Origin of the sequence: Brasilonema bromeliae SPC951, from assembly GCF_012912135.1 — a bacterium.
Classification (GTDB): domain Bacteria; phylum Cyanobacteriota; class Cyanobacteriia; order Cyanobacteriales; family Nostocaceae; genus Brasilonema; species Brasilonema bromeliae.
In genome coordinates this window covers 1-18,240 of the sequence record NZ_QMEB01000117.1, presented here as the reverse complement: position 1 = coordinate 18,240, position 18,240 = coordinate 1, and the positions used below count along the sequence as shown (strand labels likewise).

Here is an 18,240-nt window from a genome sequence, read left to right as displayed (position 1 = left end):
GCCCGCTGAGGTCACAAACTAGGGAGCAAGATGCTCCCACTACTGTTTTTTTGCAGGGAGCATCCCAAATGTGTAAGTTATATCAAATCCAGGTGATGAATTGTCATTGCGTTAGCGTAGCGTGCGCCCTTGGCGCATACGGAGCGACAGCGTAGTGAAGCAATCTCATATCTTGCGATTGCTTCACTACGTTACACTCGCTGCGGACACACACAACTTTTTCCACCTACTTAATTCAGTTAATCAGACAAAAGTAGCTCGCAAAATTAAAGTCACTTCACTAATATTCTCCTTCATCTGGAATCAAAGCAGATAGAGGTGGAGACATATATAATACAAACAACCAACAACGCCCAAACAAGCCATGCCGGAGTCAGAAAACCCCAAAGACCCTGGAAAAGTCTCTAATAATGACTTACGCAATACCCAATTTGGTGGTGGGCTTATCGATGCCCAGAACGTTAATGCTGGACGTATAGGCGGCGATATCCGCAATACTGTGAATTTTTCCTTTGGACAAAGAGCTAGTAATGAATTACTGAATCCCAAAACCAGAAATCATATACGGAAAATACTGTTAAGACAAGTCAGCACTGAAGTTGAAAGCCGGATAAGTACCTCTCTCCATAATCGGATTTATATTGTCCAAGATACAGACCAAAATCCCTCTGAGATTGAATTACCTTGGGCAAGTGAGATAAAGGTTGGTTCCACACCAAAAATTCATTTAACAAATACCGAAATAATCGCAATCTATGATCAACCTGATATCGCAGGTAGATTATTGATTCTGGGGAACCCTGGTGTTGGAAAAACTACCATGCTTCTTAAGTTAGCTGAGGAACTAGTCAAGCGTGCTAAAAATGACTCAGCACATCCAATTCCAGTGTTATTTGCTTTATCTTCCTGGAAAAATGATAGCAACAGTATTAAAGATTGGTTAGTAGACCAGCTTAAACATAAATATGGGGTACGGAAGGATATTGGTAAACAGTTAGTAGAAAATCAAGAAATTCTACCCCTTCTAGATGGATTGGATGAACTAGCGGCAGAACGTCAAGAAAAGTGCGTTGTCAAAATTAATAATTTTATAAACGCGGGATGGAGCAATCCTTTAGTTATTTGCAGTCGGATACAAGAGTATCAACGTTATAAAGCTTTACTTCAACTAAATAATTCTTTGGAACTATGCCCTTTTACTCAAGAGCAAGTCAACCAATATTTACAAAACACAGATAATTTACAGTTGTGTGACAGTATTAATCAGGATCAAGAGTTAAGCAAATTAGCTAAAACACCACTTCTGTTAAATATTATTGTACTTTCGGCTCAAGAACTATCAATAGAAACGTGGCAACGGTTAAAGTCTTCTCAGGAACGCCTAAGCTATCTATTTGAAACTTACATCAGTAGAATGCTGAAACGTAAGTATACAGGTAAACAACCTGATCCAGAAAAGACTAAACGCTGGTTAAACTGGTTGGCGCAAAGGTTGAAGGATGAAAGTGCAACTGAGTTTTTTATTGAAGGAATTCAACCGAGTTGGTTGAAAAAGAAAATTCAAAAATTTGTTTATAATTTGATTGTATGGGGACTTATAGGAGGGCTGATTTCAGGGCTGATTTTTGGGCTGATTGGAGATCGAATAGAAAAGATTAAATTAATTAATCATCTCAGAAGTTTTAGGTTAACAACTATAAAATTCATGATTTCAGGGCTGATTTATGGGCTGCTTTTTGGGCTGATAGGATGGCTGATAGGATGGCTGACAGGAGGGCTGAATGTGCTGATTCCAGGGCTGAATGGGCGGATTTTTGGGCTGATTTTTGGGCTGATTTCAGGGCTGATTTTTGGGCTGATTTATGGGCTGCTTTTTGGGCTGATAGGAGATGAAATTCAAACAGTTGAGATTATAAAGTTTTCTCTAAAAAAGTCTTCAATGGGGCTGATTTATGGGCTGATTTATGGGCTGATTTATGGGCTGATTTTTGGGCTGATTTCAGGGCTGATTTCAGGGCTGATTTCAGGGCTGATTTCAGGGCTGATTTTTGGGCTGATTTATGGGCTGGCAGGGCTGATTTATAGGCTGATTTCAGGGCTGATTTTAGGGCTGATTTTAGGGCTGATTTCAGGGCTGATTTTTGGAATTGATGGGCGAACAATTGAAAACAAAACTATTCCTAATAAAGGAATTCGCCAATCAGTTATTAACACTGTTATTATATCAACGGTCACTTGTTTATTGGCTACATTAATACTTTTATTAGGAATAAAAATATACGGAGGTAAGCTAGACTTAAGTTCTAGTCTAGTGTCTGGATTAATTATTGGACTGCTTATTGCAATACCTAAAAGTGGAACACCAGCTATCAAACATTTTGTTTTACGCGTAATTTTCTGGGGTAATGGTTACGCTCCTTGGAATTATGCTAAGTTTCTTGACTACTGCACCAATCGTTTATTCCTACAACGAGTAGGGGGCGGCTATCGGTTTATGCATGACTTGTTACGCCAGCACTTTGCCAATTACTCTGTTCCAAGCAATCTAGCACCTATTCAAGAAACTACAGTTGCAAGTTCTGTTTTGATTCCAGATTATATTTCATGTACCAGTTGCGGTCATCATAATTCTACTAATTGCAAGTTCTGTACGCAGTGCGGAATGGGATTGAATAAACTAGATGTTTAAACTTTTAAGATGCACAGGGGTGTAGGCAATACGGTTCGCAATACTGCTCGGGTTTTGCCCAAAAAACAAAAATGTGTAGGTTGGGTTGAGGAACGAAACCCAACATTTGGGACGCTTTGTTGGGTTTCACTTCGTTCTACCCAACCTACAAATATTCTTAATTGCGGACATAGTGTGAATTATTTATGCTGCAATACAGTTGGTGATAAGACCAAAACCGTTATCAGGATGGCAATGTAGAGACGTTGCATGCAACGTCTCTACATGTGTGGAATTGTTAGCAACAATCCTCAACTGAACCGTATTGATTTATGCTCTTCTACTTATTTAACAAAAAAAAGCACCTTAATAAAGGTACTGTGTAAAGAAAACTGAGACACTAATTTGTCTAAACAGGTTTTTAAAAAGAAGTTATGAGACGTAATTATTAGTACGTGGACTGCGAGTTCCAGTAGCAGCCCCAATCATTGAAGCGAGTAAACCTAACAAGGAACCAAAGACAAACCACCATAAACCGGAACGTACATTTGCTGCAATTTCTCTTGCCTGTTGAGCACTGACGTTAGGTGTGTTTTGCGGTATATTCACACCACCTTGCTGTTGCACCTGGTTAACCACAGCACCAGCATTAGAAGCAGCAACACCAAAAGCACCGGATACTCCGCTTGCTAGTAACCAAGAGCCAACTGCTAATGTTGTTGCCCAAAGTATTGCACCGTTGAGAAGAGCTGTGTTGCGGTTCATCGGACCACAAGCACGAGCCATTACCCAACCACCAGTAAATAGCGAAATCAATAAACCAATAGTAGACCAAATACCAACATTACCTGTGACATCTGAAGCGATTGTTCTCGGTCTACCTGAAGCTTCAATGCTACCAGCTCCTATTGCAGCAAAAATAGAACTTAAAACTAATTGAGTTGCTAAAGCAATTAATAAACCAGAAAGTATAGGTCCCCAACGAACGCGATCATGATAATCAGCAACTCGACCCACAACTGCAGGCTCAGTAATAACCTCATCACCGACTCGATTTGTGTATGACATAGCAATTTATCCCTTAGTACTCCAGTAAACTTTTTTCTAGCTATTTATGCTAATGATTATAATTAAATTGCCTATGAGAGTTTTTGATATCTATCAGCAGAAATAATTCATAACTCTATCTTTGGTCATACAATTATTATCATTGTCAAGAATATTTATTTAAGTTTTATTAAGCGAACACACGTTGACAAAATGAAAAACTAGATGAAAAAATTAAGAAAATTTCACAAGAGCAATCAGCTTAATTTCATTATGTTTTCATTCTATCTCTAGTCATTTAATGAGAGTGATAAATTTGTGTCTTTCATCAAGTTCAAAAGAGTTATCAGTGAGCAGTTAATAGCCATCAGTTATGAGTGAACAGATGATAATCAACAACTGATGACTGATAACTTATAACTGCTGACGCAGTTTCACCGCAGTACCTGTAGCAGTAATAAGCATGAGAACACCTGATTGGTCAACATTGATTGTGCCAGTATCCACTTCAATACCAACAACTGCATCTGCCCCTAGACGTAATGCCCGTCGCTCTAATTCTTCTAAAGCCTTACGTTGTCCTTCCTCAAAAAGGCGTTCGTAGCTACCTGTGCGTCCGCCAATAACATCCCGGATGCTAGCAAAAAAATCTCGTAAGAAATTACTACCGTAGACAACTTCCGCCGTGACGATGCCCAAATATGACTGAATGACGGCTCCTTGAATGACATCAGTCGTGGTTACTATCATAGATTTTCCTCAAAAAGGTAACTATCGGCTCATATTCCTGCTTGGATTTTTAAACGTCAAAGCAGATACTTGGAAAGCAGATTTTATGAAAAAAACTGTTAATTTATTGTAATCTCAAAAAAAAAAGAAAATTATCGTAAATATTTTGTAAATATAAAGTAAGAGATCTTGCAAAATCAAATAAATCTGTTTTAATAGACAATCAGCCACGGAGATTGTGGAAAAAAAGTTGCAGGAAGTTTTAGGTAATTGACTGTGTACAAACGAACATCATTGATAGTAAGTGTTCTTTTAATAGGGAGCTTTCTCGCAACAATACCTTTGGTTGCTCAAGCTCAGGATGCATTACCACAACAAAGTAGTGAAGAAATAAAAGGACTTTTACAAGAAGGGCGCAAACTGGTAGATAGTGGTGATTATAATGGGGCGATCGCTCTTTATCAAAGAGCATCCGCTCTAGAGCCAAAAAACGCCACGATTTATTCTGGTATTGGCTACCTCTACGCCCTACAAGGTAATTTTCCCTCATCACTACAAGCTTACCGTCGTGCTGTTGCCTTAAATCCGAACAATAGCGATTATCAATATGCTTTGGGTTATGTCAGTGGCAATTTAGGAGACAATAAGGCAGCAAAGGAAGCCTACCGGCGTGCAATTCAAAGTAACCGGAGTAACGTCAACGCCTATATAGGGTTGGCTACAGTCCTGTTGCGTTTGGGAGAGAAGGAGAATGTGAAATGGGCATATGAACAAGCTGTTAGCCTTGATCCCAAAAATCCCCAAGTTTATGAGTTGCGGGGTAACATTTTAATGAAGCAGGGCAAATCAAAAGATGCGATCGCAGCATTTCAACAAGCTCGGGATTTGTACCAAAAGCAAGGGAAGCAGGACAGCGTAGTCAGGATAGAAGCTGTGCTGCGAACTTTGAGAGGATAAGATTAGTCCAACTTGCGTCCGGTTAATTCAACAAAAATATCTTCCAAGTTAGAAGGACGAACCATCATGCCAGTTTTGTCTTGTTGTTGATTAAGGTACAAGTTTGCATCTTCCAAAGTTGGGAAAAAAACATATTCCCAACGTTCTCCTACTTGCTTCATGACTAAACCCTCACCATGAGTAGAGCGTAACTCTTGTAGAGTGCCAAGAGAAATTAATTTTCCATTGTCCATAATGCCAATGCGGTCACACAAATACTCGACCTCATCCATATAATGAGTCGTGAGCAGCATCGTCATTCCTTGCTTATTCAAATCCCGAATAATTTCCCAAAGACGTCGCCTTGTTTGAGGATCTAGTCCCACTGTTGGTTCATCTAGAAACAGAATTTGCGGTTGATGCAACAAAGCTCTAGCTATCTGTAGCCGCCGCTTCATACCTCCAGACAGAGTTTTTACTAGGCTATTACGTCTGGTTCCGAGTTCAACATACTCCAGCCATTGCTCAATGAGGCGCTGTCGCCCAGGATTACCTATGTGATGTAGCCTTCCGTGCAGCTCCATATTTTCCCATACTGTTAAATCTCCATCTACACTAATTGCTTGCAACACAACACCGAGACACTGTTTTGCTAGTATGGGTTGGCTGACGACATCATATCCAAAGACCTCTATTTGTCCCTGGGTTGGTTTTGTCAGTGTGGTTAACATCCGAATTGTAGTAGATTTTCCTGCACCATTCGGACCAAGTAAACCAAACATTTCTCCCGCATTGATAGTGAATGAGAGGTCATTCACCACAGGAATACTATTGTAACTTTTGTGGACGTTTTCTAAATGAACAGCAACAGTCATGGGTAGCTTGCCAACAGAGAATTTCATCGCCTATTGTGACCATTGTGGCAGATGGGAACGCTCTAGTTTTCGATCTACACTAAATATTTTTGCTACACAAAATAATTACCCCCGCCTTTCATACTATGAGGGCAAGGGGATAACAAATTACAAACATTTGACAAAGCGATGTAAAACTAACCTACTACACTCTCTGTCTCAACGAAATCGAGAATTTACTTACCACACTTTATGTTGCTTTAGCCAAAATTAGTTACAATTCTTTACATTATCACTCTCATCTTCACCACAAGAACCACTAGTCTTTGGCAATATTTGTATAGGCTGAGAAGGTTCAAGTAACTTGAGATAATTAGTGTCCGATGTAGACTCTACTTGGGCTATGATGTCTCTAAGTCGATCATTGACAACTGTTGGTCGATGTTCTCTTTTCATACGTTCCACTCCTAATGTAGATCACCCGAATGACGATAAATAGTGGAAACTTTCATTATATAGCAATTCAAGATTTAGTTTATATAGATCAGAGCAATATTTTAATAGTTATCAATAAGCCAGCGCTATGCACCAACGTCTTCCGCTCTCGGGCGCGATTGGTGAGCCTGACGTAGGCAACTGGTTTTCCTGTTGAGCGAACCTGAAGGGAGTATATAGCGGTTCTCACTTCGGTGCAATATAGTCGTCACCTCACCCCGCATTTGAGTATCGCAAACGCTCCCCTCTCCGGAGTTCGGAGAGGGGTTGGGGAGCCAGTGCGTTGCGGAGGTTCCCTCCGTTGTAGCATCTGGCGTGGTGAGGTTGAAAAATGTACTTCATGCAAACGAGAACTGCTATATTGAACTTCTTTTTTGAATATGAAACCGCAGATGCATGAGCATTGGAGGCAGATAATTTATCTATGTTTATCTGCGTGCATCTGCGGTTCTAAATAAGTCTAAAATTTTGCTAAAATCCTTTCAGCTTCCTGACACAACACCTCGTGATACTGCCCATTGCTTGCAAGTAAACCACCCCACTGATTCACATCACCAGTGTTATATTGCAACGGCGTGCCATCAAAATGAGTAAACTGACCACCAGCTTCTGTTAAAATGAGTTCTGGGGCGGCTATATCCCAATCCTTTGGAGCAGACTTACCAGAAAGAGAAATATAGATATCTGCTTGTTGTTCCACAATTGCAGCAATTTTGCCGCCTACACTGCCAACTGCTTTCTGATTTTGACATGGTAGGTGTTGCAGCAAGTAATTTAATCTTTCATTACGGTGGCTGCGACTAACGACTAAAGTTAAATCTTCCAGTCTTTCCCGTGATGACACTCGTAATGGTAAACTTTTCCCATCACGGGTTTCCACAAAGGCACCGCTTCCCTTTGTGGCATAGTACAACTTTTCTGCTTCGGGTACTGCTACCACAGCAAGCACTGGGCGTGTTCCCTGCACTAAGGCAATATGAATTGCATACTCCCCAGTTTTTTCGATAAAATCTCGTGTACCATCTAAAGGGTCAATTATCCATACCCATTCTTGCTTAGCGTGTTCCCCTTTATAAGTTTCTTCGCTAATGTAAGCAAAATCTTTATCACCCAAAACTCCTTGCAGATTCTCCAGGATGTAATTATTGACATTGACATCTGCAATAGTCACAGGCTCATTCTGCTTGTATTCTACTTCTAGCTTGTCGTCGGTCTGGTGGTAATAAGACCTCAGTATATCTGCTGCTGCCCAACTTACGGAACGAGCTAGTTCTAAAATGTTTTCTAAGTCTTTCATTTCTCACCTTGTCTCCTTATCTCCCTTGGGTGTTTAATTGCTAGTCATGGGCGATATGCACATGCGATAAGCCGGAGGCTGATCGCCATGATTACAGTAGTACTTCACAATCAGCAATCGACTACTAGGAATGCATCCAACGACGCGTGCCAAAAAATTGACAAGAAAGAGCAGCAACATGAGCTGCTTGCTGCAATGCAGTGGTAAAACTTTCCCGTAGGATGTGATGACAAAAAGCACCGTGGAAAATATCTCCAGCCCCCAGTGTATCAACAGCTTGAACAGTCGCCACATCTATAAAGCCAGCTTTTCCATCTTGGAGGTATCGAATGGGTTTTTGTCCATGAGTGATGGCGATGTGGGAAATGCCAAATCCACTGAGATAGGCAAAAACCTCATCTTCAGTCTGGCAGTTGGGGGGATGAAAATTAGCGGAACAAATAGCATAGTCTACAAAAGGTAAGATTTTGTCAAACCCGTTTTTCCAACTACCACCATCAATGACAACTGGGATATTCCTCGCTTTAGCTATTTGGGCAATTTCATTCCCAACAGTCATTTGATGTCCATCAATCAGCACAATATCAACATTTTGCAAAACTTCTGGCTCAATAGATTCGCGGGTTGCTTGAGTTTTGACAGCGTTGATGGAAATGACTGCTCGTTCACCAGTTGCTTGGGTGACAATAATAGAAGAAACTGGCGGTGCGTTTTGCGTCGTGGGGTTAAGGTCGGTGATTTCGACTTTATAATTTGCTAAATCTCCTTTGATCAATTGCGTCATCGGATGAGAACCCACTACACCCAAGACTGTCGCTTGATTACCCAAATGACTGAAAGTCACAGCCGCGTTTGTTGCTGGACCACCTGCAGCAACAGTGTAGTCAGCAGCGACTATTTTCTGGTTATTCAGAGGAGGAGATTGGGCAAGGTAAATCAAATCTAAGGTGACTAAACCGACAAATAACCCATATTTTTCCATAAAGTTCAACGAATCACAGGCAAGCCTGACAGCGCCATCGCTATTTCTTCAGCACTGTACTCAGTATCGCGTAACAATCCTGCCTTATAATCTATATACGCTTGCATATCAAAGTGACCATGACCGCAGAGATTGAATAGGATGGTCTTACTGACTCCTTCCTCCTTACAGCGTAGTGCTTCATCAATCGCACCCTTGACTGCATGATTGGCTTCAGGAGCAGGTAAAATCCCTTCAGTACGGGCAAAAGTCAAACCAGATGCAAAACAATCAAGTTGTGTGTAAGCTCTTGTTTCAATTAGACCCAAGTTTACAACATGACTGAGCAAAGGTGCCATGCCATGATACCGCAACCCGCCTGCATGAATGCCTTGGGGAACAAAGGTGCTACCCAAAGTGTGCATCTTGACAAGAGGGGTGAGATGTGCAGTGTCGCCAAAGTCATATGTATATTTGCCCTTAGTTAAGGTTGGACAAGCAGCCGGTTCAACTGCGACAAATTTGATATCACTTTGCTCACCGCGCAGCTTTGCACCCATGAAAGGAAAGGCAATACCAGCAAAATTACTACCGCCACCTGTACAGCCCACGATAATATCAGGATAGTCACCTGCTTGTTCTAGTTGTGTCACTGCTTCTTGACCGATGACAGTTTGATGATGTAGCACATGATTTAACACGCTACCTAATGCATATTTTGTCTGCTCATCTTGAACTGCGACTTCTACTGCTTCACTAATAGCGATGCCCAAACTGCCTGTGCTATCAGGATTTTCTTGGAGAATCTTTCGCCCTGCTTGTGTTTCATCACTGGGGCTAGCTATGACACGCGCACCAAAAGATTCCATAAAAGCGCGACGATATGGCTTTTGCCGATAGCTCACTTTTACCATGTAAACCACGACTTCTAAACCAAAAAAAGCACCAGCAACTGCAAGCGAAGAACCCCATTGTCCTGCACCAGTTTCTGTTGTCAAGCGCTTTACCCCTGCTTGCTTGTTGTAATAAGCCTGTGGAATCGCTGTATTAGGTTTGTGGCTACCAGCTGGACTTACACCCTCGTACTTATAGTAAATTTTGGCAGGGGTATCAAGGGCTTGCTCCAGGCGTCGGGCGCGGTAAAGTGGAGTTGGTCGCCACTGACGGTAAATTGATTGTACTTCCTCAGGAATTTCAATCCAGCGTTCAGTGGTAACCTCTTGGGAAATCAAGGCTGCTGGAAAAAGGGGTTCTAGGTCTTTTGCTGTAATTGGCTGATGTGTAGCGGGATGTAGCACTGGTGCCATCGGCGTGGGTAAATCAGCCTGGATATTATACCAGGACTGTGGCATTTGGTTTTCGCTAAGCGTGTATTTGATGGTGTCCATTGGTGAAAAGTGACTGCAATCAATTTTTCTTTCTATCGTACGCTTTTAGTCTATAGCGATTTTCAGCTGGATAGAATACACGCATACGGTAGGGGTTGTTTTATGCCCATTGGTGTCAACTTAATCAAAAGTCAAGCTCTCTCGTTCCGATACTCACCCGAAAAATGCCTTAAATTATACATTTATGACCGAAAGCAAGAAACAAGAAATGACCTCATGACAAGGGTTTAAATCTTAACTTGACATGTATGTTCTATGCCGTGCCTCTACAGCCTGAGTAGAGCTTATCCAAGAAATGTTCGCATGACGACGAGAAATGAGTGTACAATGTTCGCGGTTTCCGTATACGGAAACTAATCTAGGAGTTTAAGGAATGCCAATTAAAAGAGTAGTCAAAAACAATGCAACTTACTTGTACCTGACTGAGGAAGTGTATGACCCAGAGAAGAAACGAGGTAAAACTGTAGTAAAAAAAACTCTGGGAGTTGAGGAACCCGCAGCACCGCTAAACAGCATGACCGAGGAATTTGCTGTTGTGTGGGCAGAAAACAGAACGCTAGGAAATGCCGTACCGTTTAGCGATCGCGTAACAGGACAGTTTCCACCGGAGAATAATGGGCATGGGGTGATTCTTCCTTGTGACATCGTAGAATGCGGCAAGTTCAGAAATGGTAAGCTTCGTTGGTGGTGTCGCACCCATCAAGTACACTGGGGAACAAAAGCCGATATTCAGCAAGCGTCCGAGAGTGAGGAAGGGGCTATCAGATGCTCAAACGCCACTCAGCCCATGAATTATGTTAAAAACCCGTTGATACTGAATCCTGATGATTATGCTGGTGGTATAGGGATTTGGGCAGCACTGCCAACCGCGATTAACACAACTGTTTATCCGGACTTGGCAAATGTAGAAGTTCACGTACACGTCAGACCTGAACCGCGTGGTAAAAAGACAATAGATGCTAACTTCCCAGCAATTGTAATCAGATCGACCGATCACACGCCGTTATTCGCCAACGTTTCAATTAAGCGCGTGGTTATCGCTTCGCCGTCAGCGCTCGCGTATTTGGAAGCCTTAATCAATAATCTGCCACTGGGTACGCTTTACTGTAACAGATGCAACCATCCGCATCTAGACCTTGGAGATTTTGCTAAGAACCCGCACAAAAAACATTTTTGTGGCAACTGTGGCTCAGATTCCAACTGGTCAAGCGAGGCTATTGTTAGCTCTCCTATCAAAGAATTAGCGGACAAGCTTAACGGGAACTTGATGTTTGTAAGGAGCGATCGCAAGCTTGACTTAAGAGACTACGCAGATTGTCAGTTTAAAATTTGGGCATCAACACCAGCGATACTGTGGACGAGCGAACTGTCACAAGAAATAGGAATACACGTACACGTTTACCGAAGCGACAAGAAAATTATTGATAACACCTTTGGCGATGTTACTTGGACTGACGGCACGAAACTAGAACGTGAAAATCTACTCTCTCAAATGCTGCAAAAGTGTAGACAGCAAAAGGCTCCCTCAGTTTAGTACAAATTATCCGCACTACCCCATCACCTTTGACGGGGTACCCTTATCCACAATATTTTGCGGAAAAATGTAATCCCCTAGAAATAATCTATATATTACACCCAATTGAAAACTGTTATAAGCTCCAGTCAACACACAAGATAATATTTATTCATGGATATAAAATCAGGAACACTTTACATTGTCGCCACGCCTATTGGTAACCTGGAAGATATGACATTCCGGGCAGTGAAAGTTTTGCAGACAGTGGATATCATTGCGGCGGAAGATACACGCCACACAGGTAGATTGCTACAACATTTTCAAGTGACAACCCCGCAGATGAGTTACCATGAACACAACCGTAGCAGCCGTATCCCAGAGTTATTAGAGCAACTGAGTAACGGGAAGGCGATCGCTCTCGTAACTGATGCAGGTATACCAGGAATTTCTGATCCTGGGTATGAACTCATTAAAGTTTCTGTTGAGGCTGGGATAACAGTTGTGCCAATCCCTGGTGCAAATGCAGCAATGACTGCATTAAGTGCAGCTGGATTACCAACGGATAAATTTGTTTTTGAAGGATTTTTACCAGTTAAAAGTCAACAAAGGCGATCGCACTTAGAATCCCTGAAAATAGAACCTCGCACACTCATTTTATACGAGTCTCCTCACCGCCTACGCGAAACTTTGGAAGATTTAGCAGAAGTCTTTGGAAACACTCGCCAAATTGTCATCGCGCGGGAGTTAACTAAGTTGTATGAGGAATTTTTGCGGGGAACAATTGAGTCAGCAATTGTTCATTACAGCCAACGCGAACCTCAAGGTGAATACACTTTAGTTGTGGCGGGAACACCACCCACTCAACCGCAACTTTCAGAAGAAGAACTCAAAGCAGAGTTACAAAAGATCATGAGTCAGGGAATATCGCGATCGCAAGCCAGCCGTCAGTTAGCAAAAGAAATTTCCTTTCCCCGTCGTCAATTATATCAATTAGCTCTTTCTATCAAAATGCCCGATCAAGATAGTCATTAGTCATCAATTTTCTTCTTCCGTGATTCCCTCTACTTTTTCCTTTCTCCTACTTTTGTCAAGGGGAGTTTCGCTGCCGGTTGCAGTCGCACTACAATGAGAGTATTGCTCATGAGGAAGAAGAATGACCCAGGTAGTTTTAGGAGACAATGAAGGAATTGATTCGGCTTTGCGTCGATTTAAACGGCAAGTTTCCAAAGCTGGAATCTTAGCTGATGTCAAGTTTCACAGACACTTTGAAACACCATTAGAAAAACGTAAACGCAAGGCTGTAGCTGCAAGACGCAAGCGAAGTATGAGATAAACCGAATTGGAGCTGACGTTGCTTGACTACGTTCACGCTTGTTAGAAAAGCTTAAATAGATTCGGTAGCCTTGATACAAAAATTAGACAAGATGAATCGTACCCCTACCAGGGTACGATCTAGTCGGTTTTCAAAACTATAGAATACGCCAGGTGAGTCAGAAACTCATGTATGATGTGTAATATTTGAAGTGAAGAACAGTCGCACTCAGCCCAACAATTCTACTTCTTTTTGAAATAGGTGAGCTAAGCTCACCTATTTCAGTAGTGGGAATGTCAATAATTAGGGGTGTAAGGGCTTCGCCAAGGTGATCGCTCAGCCGAACGGTGTGTTAGCGTTTGCGCAGCGCCCCCTCCGGGGCTAGCGAGCCGTAGGCTGGGTGTAAGCACCTGTGATAAGTTAAGGTTATTTTCATTTTGTCAATACCTCTAAGGACTGACAAAATATGTATGAAGAAGAACACAGAACACAGAATGCAGTAATCAGAATATCCCCACGAATGGAATCCGGGGGATTTAAGAAAGAGAAAAACTTTGTTGGTCTCCAAAGGATTTATCCGGGGGCTTTAAACCAATACGGCTGACCAGAACTGTTAATCATACTTAAAAAGCGCGTTTAATATTCTGAGTTCTGAGTTCTGAGTTCTTTTTCGGTAATCATGTGAAAAAAGTCCAATTTGGTGGGGGCGATTGCCGGAGGCGCAGCTAGCTTAACGCGAAGCAAACCGAGGCCGCCGAGGCTGCAAAGCTGTAAAACGTCGGATAGATCCGGCGCTCTACAAGAAGGGATCGTCCCTGTGCTTTGCTTGTTACCGACGTTCAACAAACGTTCGCGAACGTGGCATTTGCTCCGCGAAGCTCGTCACTTCGCGCGATTGTGCCCCGAAAAAGCCGCGGACGGACCTAGATCTGAGTTGCTTTCGCCTTCCTCCTTGATGTCCATGCGTTCGATCAGTCCGTTCGCGATGGTATAGAGGTGCCACAACTCCGTATCTGACAGGACATCGCCTTTCAGATTTTTAACAAGTAGACGAACCTTGACATCGACTTTGCCCGCCTCACGGTCGATGACCTGAAGTACTTCCACGTAACCATCGAACTCAGCCCACTGACGCGTCCAGTAAGCACGGATGTCTTGTTTCCCGACTACTCGACCGCCTTCCGAAGCCTTTGGCCAACTGACGTTCTCACTCATGAGCGCGAGCGTGCCATCAATGTCTCGCCGATTAAACGCAGAGTAAGCCTGAGCTACCAATGCTTGTGTATTCATGATTCTTCTTTGAGTAGGGTAAGTGTATTATACACATATTTAAGAGATGCCTCTGGCGAGTTCCAGGATTCATCATTTCAGACCTTGCATGCACCTCGATTACGCGTTGCCGCCGGGGGTTTCGTTCAGCCTGTCGGCAAGCATTCGCATCAACCGGACGAGTTGGTCGAAGTCATCGCGGGACCAACCCCGGAATAGCGTCAAAGCGATCCGTTCGCGCGCTTCATCTATGGCATCTGTCGCGATCTTGCCCTTCCGCGTGATCACCGCTTCCCGCACTCGTCGATCCGCAGAGCTGATCTGACGGCTTACCAGACCGAGTTCTTCCAACCGTGCGACCTGCCGGCTAAGGGTCGTGTAGTCACGCCCCACGCGCCCCGCAAGGTTCACCACGCCGATCGGACCCAACTTGGCAATCAGCACAAGGGGCGTGAATAGGGCTGGCTCGAGGCTCAGCCCTGCCATCTCAAGCATCGCTTGATCAAGTTCGGGCCGATTCATAGCGCCGACGATATCAAGGAGGGAACGATGCAGCCCTGGGAAAGCAGACTTAATGTGTGTACTGCGCACCTTCTCTGATGACATCCGATTGCCTCTCCCCCTACACCCCTATACCCGCAAGACCGTACACCCGCGCGTTCATTCCCCTACACCCCTTTGTTGGTCAAAAATACACATTCGATTGCGAACTATCAAAAGAGCGGCTGTTACAAACATTCATCGCCTTTTCTACTCCCGAATTCAGGCTGAGTTCTACGCATTCGCCCACAAACTGTAGTACAACAGAAACCATCTGATTTTCAGCAGCAGAAAATCGTCCTAAGACATGAGAAACAGTACCATGTTCGTCATGACTCGCTGCATTTTTTGGTTTACCAATGCCGATACGCAAACGAGGAAAGTTTTGTGTCCCAAGGTGTGCGATCGCGCTTTTCATACCATTATGTCCTCCAGCAGAACCAGACAAGCGCAAGCGAGTTTTTCCCAAAGGCAAATCCATATCATCATAAATAACTAAAACCAACTCAGGTTGCAGCTTATACCAGCTTGTCACGGCTTGCATTGCTTGTCCTGAAAGATTCATATAAGTCAATGGCTTCAACAAACGGATTTTATCTCCATTTGGTGCAATTCCTTCGCCATATTCGCCTTGAAACTTACGATTTTCTGCCAAGGGAATCTTCCAAGAACGAGATAGCGCGTCTATAGCAGCAAAACCGATATTGTGGCGTGTTTGATCATACTTGGGTTCTGGGTTCCCCAACCCGACGACTAATTGGGGAATAACCAAAGTTTTTTTGGCAACAGCTTCTGTCATTTTGACTTCAGTTTAGCTTTTTTGGGCAGAGCTAACGGTGTCTTGCTCCAACTTTGCTGCTTCTATTTGCTTGGTTTCTGGTTCAGCAGTTTGCTTGGTGTCTAGTTCAGCAGTCGTTTTTACAGCTTCTTGCAACTCAACTGCTTCTTTTTGAAACTCGTTTTGAAACTCGCTAGAAGCTTGTTGAAAACCGCGAATTGCTTTTCCCAGACTGCGACCAACTTCTGGTAGCTTTTTCGGACCAAAGATTAACAGTGCTACCACAAAGATTACAGCCATCTCCGGCAAACCGATACCAAATACATTCATGTTTTTCTCCAGTCAACTCAAAAACCGCATTGGAAACCCACATATGTAGTTTAATCAATAGTTACCGTCATTGCTGCGATCATAATTTTAGTTACTTAATGCTCCAACATAAGCTGCAATCTCTGCGAATGCAGGCAAAGCTTCAGGGCAAAAGGGAGGAAAACTTAAAAAGCCATGCACCATACCAGAATAATCGATTAAGCGAACTTGATTGCCAGCTGAGTGCAATCGTTGGGCGTACTTCTGCCCCTCGTCGTGTAGGGGATCATATTCAGCCGTGATAATCAACGCAGGAGGAAGATAACTTAAGTTCTCTGCCAGCATTGGTGAGAAATACGGTTCAAATCGATCAGCTTCAGTGCGGGCGTAATATTTCACAAAGCACTGCATCAAGTCCTTTGTCAGGACGGGTGCATTTGCATAGACTTCTATTGAAGGCTGACTCAGCGTTCCATCTGTAACAGGGTAAACTAAAATTTGCCGAGCGATCAATCGTTGTCCTTGATCTCGTGCCATCAGGCACACAGATGTCGCTAAATTTCCTCCAGCACTATCACCCATTACGATGACTTGTTGGTTGTTCGCTCCCAAATTCGTTGCGTTTTTGACCGCCCAAGTCAGGATATCATAACAATCTTCCACTGCAGTAGGATATTTGAACCAAGGAGCAAGTCGATAGCCTACTGCAATCACAATCGCACTTGTACTGTGTGCAATCCGACGGCACATCAAGTCATAGGTTTGAAAATTGCCAAAAACCCAGCCGCCACCATGAAAGAACAGAATCAGAGGCAGATTTTGTTTGCTTGATGGATAGTACAGTCGAATCGGAATTTCACCATGTCGCCCCTCAACTATTTGATTTATCACGCTTAGTACCCGAATGCGCTTTCCACCCATCAGCCGCTCTACAACAAAAGGAATGGGTGTTTCAGAAAGCTTACGTAACTCATCAAGACTCAATTGATCAAGAGGTTTATTCAAGCGAAGTAACCAATCAAGTAGACGAATTTTCCAATCAAGTCTGAGATTGCTTTGCATTTTAACAATTCTAGAATCTTTTGGTCACTGACTGCATAAGTTTTCAGTGCTAGTCTAAACTCCAGCTTTTATCAATACAGTTTTATTTTATTGTGCCGACTTACTTATCAAAATCCGACTTGATCCGACTTGAAGATCCGACTTTGGTGGCGGAGTGTGAGGCGGTAAGTTTAGATCAGAGCAACTAAAGTTCAAATTTCTGAAGTTCTCAAAACACCACCCACATCTATATTCAGGAAGAAAGAACACCATGACTTAACATGAACTTACTAGGAAATACTCTTGGTTTTAATCCAAAAAAGAACTGGGAACATTCTTTGTAAAAAACATACTAAATATGCATGAGGCTGCGCTAAATAAAGCTTCGAGAATAAAGTCGTAAGAACTCACAGAAGTAATCTCTTGTAGTATAATTTTTGCTGAGTTATACGGTTAAGTGCAAGATATGAGCCTCTCACTAGCGGCGAAAGTCTCTGCTAGCAACAAATCAAAGAAGCACATTTTTCTTCACTTTATGAAAGCCTTGCTATATAAGGGTTATAAAATTTACAAAAGAGAAATTAAACCGAGGTCAAGAAAATTTACTTATGGCAATTGAAGAAACAGACGACTCCTCAGTCGCCCCAATGGAGGTGCTTTGGCAGTCATCGGTCACGTAGAACGCGCTTGGGGTTGTTCTTTCGTCTGGGAAAAAACTGGTAAACAGTTAGCAGTTTTTCAAAGTACACTAAAGCGACTGCTAGAAGGTCATCCTGTGGGGTCAGCTGTCGAGTATTTCAACGAACGCTATGCTGAACTTTCGTCTGATTTGAGTACAGAATTAGAAGAAATTAAGTATGGTGCGATCGCCAATCCAATAAATTTGTCGGCGTTGCATAATTGAAGTATGAATCATGCGATTGCGCAAAGCGCAGACGCCAGAGGCGTATTGCTATGAAATGTCCAAGGTGTGCATCCACTCATATTCGCAAGAATGGGAAAAAGTATGGTAAACAAAATCACATATGTGTTCATTGTGGTCGTTAGTTTATAGATTCTTATGAACAGCAGGGTTACCCTGAAGAAACAAAAAAAGAGTG

At 42.8% G+C, this 18,240-nt stretch carries 18 protein-coding genes and 1 pseudogene; 7 read left to right on the top strand and 12 right to left on the bottom strand.

What is annotated here, in order from left to right:
* Positions 1-364 precede the first annotated feature (364 nt).
* Entirely contained in the window at positions 365-2,689 is a 2,325-nt protein-coding gene (locus DP116_RS29980) for an NACHT domain-containing protein (protein ID WP_169156094.1), read from the top strand.
* A gap of 411 nt (positions 2,690-3,100) precedes the next feature.
* On the opposite strand, the gene DP116_RS15810 is transcribed toward DP116_RS29980, so the two are convergent.
* The gene (locus DP116_RS15810) at positions 3,101-3,736 is read right to left on the bottom strand and encodes a hypothetical protein (RefSeq protein WP_169156093.1); all 636 of its coding nucleotides are present in this window, start codon (positions 3,734-3,736) and stop codon (positions 3,101-3,103) included.
* Positions 3,737-4,129: 393 nt separating this feature from the next.
* Complete coding sequence (locus DP116_RS15805; RefSeq protein WP_048867320.1) at positions 4,130-4,465, bottom strand: YbjQ family protein; 336 nt, start codon at positions 4,463-4,465, stop codon at positions 4,130-4,132.
* A 255-nt stretch (positions 4,466-4,720) separates the two neighbouring features.
* On the opposite strand from DP116_RS15805, the gene DP116_RS15800 reads away from it, so the two are divergent.
* Positions 4,721-5,401: a tetratricopeptide repeat protein gene (locus DP116_RS15800; RefSeq protein ID WP_339381464.1), complete on the top strand. Its 681-nt coding sequence runs from the start codon at positions 4,721-4,723 to the stop codon at positions 5,399-5,401.
* 2 nt (positions 5,402-5,403) lie between these two features.
* On the opposite strand, the gene DP116_RS15795 is transcribed toward DP116_RS15800, so the two are convergent.
* From DP116_RS15795 to DP116_RS15775, 5 genes are all read right to left on the bottom strand, one after another.
* Complete coding sequence (locus tag DP116_RS15795; protein WP_169156096.1) at positions 5,404-6,255, bottom strand: ABC transporter ATP-binding protein; 852 nt, start codon at positions 6,253-6,255, stop codon at positions 5,404-5,406.
* A 249-nt stretch (positions 6,256-6,504) separates the two neighbouring features.
* Positions 6,505-6,690, bottom strand: a complete 186-nt coding sequence (locus tag DP116_RS15790) for a hypothetical protein (RefSeq protein WP_169156092.1) — start codon at positions 6,688-6,690, stop codon at positions 6,505-6,507.
* Between the two features lie 499 nt (positions 6,691-7,189).
* Positions 7,190-8,026, bottom strand: coding sequence for a 3'(2'),5'-bisphosphate nucleotidase CysQ family protein (locus tag DP116_RS15785; protein WP_169156091.1), 837 nt, complete (start codon positions 8,024-8,026; stop codon positions 7,190-7,192).
* Between the two features lie 124 nt (positions 8,027-8,150).
* Entirely contained in the window at positions 8,151-9,008 is an 858-nt protein-coding gene (locus tag DP116_RS15780) for a sugar kinase (protein ID WP_169156090.1), read from the bottom strand.
* A 5-nt stretch (positions 9,009-9,013) separates the two neighbouring features.
* On the bottom strand, positions 9,014-10,375 hold the full coding sequence (locus DP116_RS15775; protein WP_169156089.1) for a TrpB-like pyridoxal phosphate-dependent enzyme: 1,362 nt from the start codon (positions 10,373-10,375) through the stop codon (positions 9,014-9,016).
* Between the two features lie 373 nt (positions 10,376-10,748).
* On the opposite strand from DP116_RS15775, the gene DP116_RS15770 reads away from it, so the two are divergent.
* The 3 genes from DP116_RS15770 (at position 10,749) to rpsU (ending at position 13,224) form a co-directional block, all read left to right on the top strand.
* Positions 10,749-11,909, top strand: a complete 1,161-nt coding sequence (locus DP116_RS15770) for a hypothetical protein (protein WP_169156088.1) — start codon at positions 10,749-10,751, stop codon at positions 11,907-11,909.
* A 153-nt stretch (positions 11,910-12,062) separates the two neighbouring features.
* Positions 12,063-12,923, top strand: a complete 861-nt coding sequence (gene rsmI, locus DP116_RS15765; protein WP_169156087.1) for a 16S rRNA (cytidine(1402)-2'-O)-methyltransferase — start codon at positions 12,063-12,065, stop codon at positions 12,921-12,923.
* Positions 12,924-13,044: 121 nt separating this feature from the next.
* On the top strand, positions 13,045-13,224 hold the full coding sequence (rpsU, locus tag DP116_RS15760) for a 30S ribosomal protein S21 (protein ID WP_169156086.1): 180 nt from the start codon (positions 13,045-13,047) through the stop codon (positions 13,222-13,224).
* 861 nt (positions 13,225-14,085) lie between these two features.
* On the opposite strand, the gene DP116_RS15755 is transcribed toward rpsU, so the two are convergent.
* The 5 genes from DP116_RS15755 to DP116_RS15735 form a co-directional block, all read right to left on the bottom strand.
* Positions 14,086-14,493, bottom strand: a complete 408-nt coding sequence (locus DP116_RS15755; RefSeq protein ID WP_211173296.1) for a nuclear transport factor 2 family protein — start codon at positions 14,491-14,493, stop codon at positions 14,086-14,088.
* Between the two features lie 99 nt (positions 14,494-14,592).
* The gene (locus tag DP116_RS15750; RefSeq protein WP_169156085.1) at positions 14,593-15,078 is read right to left on the bottom strand and encodes a MarR family winged helix-turn-helix transcriptional regulator; all 486 of its coding nucleotides are present in this window, start codon (positions 15,076-15,078) and stop codon (positions 14,593-14,595) included.
* A 79-nt stretch (positions 15,079-15,157) separates the two neighbouring features.
* A complete protein-coding gene (gene pth / locus DP116_RS15745) occupies positions 15,158-15,811 on the bottom strand; it encodes an aminoacyl-tRNA hydrolase (RefSeq protein ID WP_169156084.1) in 654 nt (217 codons plus the stop codon).
* 12 nt (positions 15,812-15,823) lie between these two features.
* Positions 15,824-16,120: a TatA/E family twin arginine-targeting protein translocase gene (locus DP116_RS15740; protein ID WP_169156083.1), complete on the bottom strand. Its 297-nt coding sequence runs from the start codon at positions 16,118-16,120 to the stop codon at positions 15,824-15,826.
* An 87-nt stretch (positions 16,121-16,207) separates the two neighbouring features.
* Complete coding sequence (locus DP116_RS15735; protein ID WP_169156082.1) at positions 16,208-17,161, bottom strand: alpha/beta hydrolase; 954 nt, start codon at positions 17,159-17,161, stop codon at positions 16,208-16,210.
* A 637-nt stretch (positions 17,162-17,798) separates the two neighbouring features.
* Here DP116_RS15735 and DP116_RS15730 point away from each other — a divergent pair.
* Positions 17,799-18,044 carry a hypothetical protein gene (locus DP116_RS15730; RefSeq protein WP_246275647.1) on the top strand — a complete coding sequence of 82 codons (246 nt, stop codon included), beginning with the start codon at positions 17,799-17,801 and terminating at the stop codon, positions 18,042-18,044.
* Positions 18,045-18,094: 50 nt separating this feature from the next.
* Positions 18,095-18,184: pseudogene (locus tag DP116_RS15725) on the top strand (IS1/IS1595 family N-terminal zinc-binding domain-containing protein); the annotation flags it as partial.
* Positions 18,185-18,240 lie beyond the last annotated feature (56 nt).

What these genes read in the sequence shown, in the direction of transcription:
- DP116_RS29980 (WP_169156094.1), top strand. Translation starts at nt 365, where the DNA reads ATGCCGGAGTCAGAAAACCCCAAAGACCCTGGAAAAGTCTCTAATAAT.
- DP116_RS15810 (WP_169156093.1), bottom strand. Translation starts at nt 3,736, where the DNA reads ATGTCATACACAAATCGAGTCGGTGATGAGGTTATTACTGAGCCTGCA.
- DP116_RS15805 (WP_048867320.1), bottom strand. Translation starts at nt 4,465, where the DNA reads ATGATAGTAACCACGACTGATGTCATTCAAGGAGCCGTCATTCAGTCA.
- DP116_RS15795 (WP_169156096.1), bottom strand. Translation starts at nt 6,255, where the DNA reads ATGACTGTTGCTGTTCATTTAGAAAACGTCCACAAAAGTTACAATAGT.
- DP116_RS15790 (WP_169156092.1), bottom strand. Translation starts at nt 6,690, where the DNA reads ATGAAAAGAGAACATCGACCAACAGTTGTCAATGATCGACTTAGAGAC.
- DP116_RS15785 (WP_169156091.1), bottom strand. Translation starts at nt 8,026, where the DNA reads ATGAAAGACTTAGAAAACATTTTAGAACTAGCTCGTTCCGTAAGTTGG.
- DP116_RS15780 (WP_169156090.1), bottom strand. Translation starts at nt 9,008, where the DNA reads ATGGAAAAATATGGGTTATTTGTCGGTTTAGTCACCTTAGATTTGATT.
- DP116_RS15775 (WP_169156089.1), bottom strand. Translation starts at nt 10,375, where the DNA reads ATGGACACCATCAAATACACGCTTAGCGAAAACCAAATGCCACAGTCC.
- DP116_RS15770 (WP_169156088.1), top strand. Translation starts at nt 10,749, where the DNA reads ATGCCAATTAAAAGAGTAGTCAAAAACAATGCAACTTACTTGTACCTG.
- rsmI (WP_169156087.1), top strand. Translation starts at nt 12,063, where the DNA reads ATGGATATAAAATCAGGAACACTTTACATTGTCGCCACGCCTATTGGT.
- rpsU (WP_169156086.1), top strand. Translation starts at nt 13,045, where the DNA reads ATGACCCAGGTAGTTTTAGGAGACAATGAAGGAATTGATTCGGCTTTG.
- DP116_RS15755 (WP_211173296.1), bottom strand. Translation starts at nt 14,493, where the DNA reads ATGAATACACAAGCATTGGTAGCTCAGGCTTACTCTGCGTTTAATCGG.
- DP116_RS15750 (WP_169156085.1), bottom strand. Translation starts at nt 15,078, where the DNA reads ATGTCATCAGAGAAGGTGCGCAGTACACACATTAAGTCTGCTTTCCCA.
- pth (WP_169156084.1), bottom strand. Translation starts at nt 15,811, where the DNA reads ATGACAGAAGCTGTTGCCAAAAAAACTTTGGTTATTCCCCAATTAGTC.
- DP116_RS15740 (WP_169156083.1), bottom strand. Translation starts at nt 16,120, where the DNA reads ATGAATGTATTTGGTATCGGTTTGCCGGAGATGGCTGTAATCTTTGTG.
- DP116_RS15735 (WP_169156082.1), bottom strand. Translation starts at nt 17,161, where the DNA reads ATGCAAAGCAATCTCAGACTTGATTGGAAAATTCGTCTACTTGATTGG.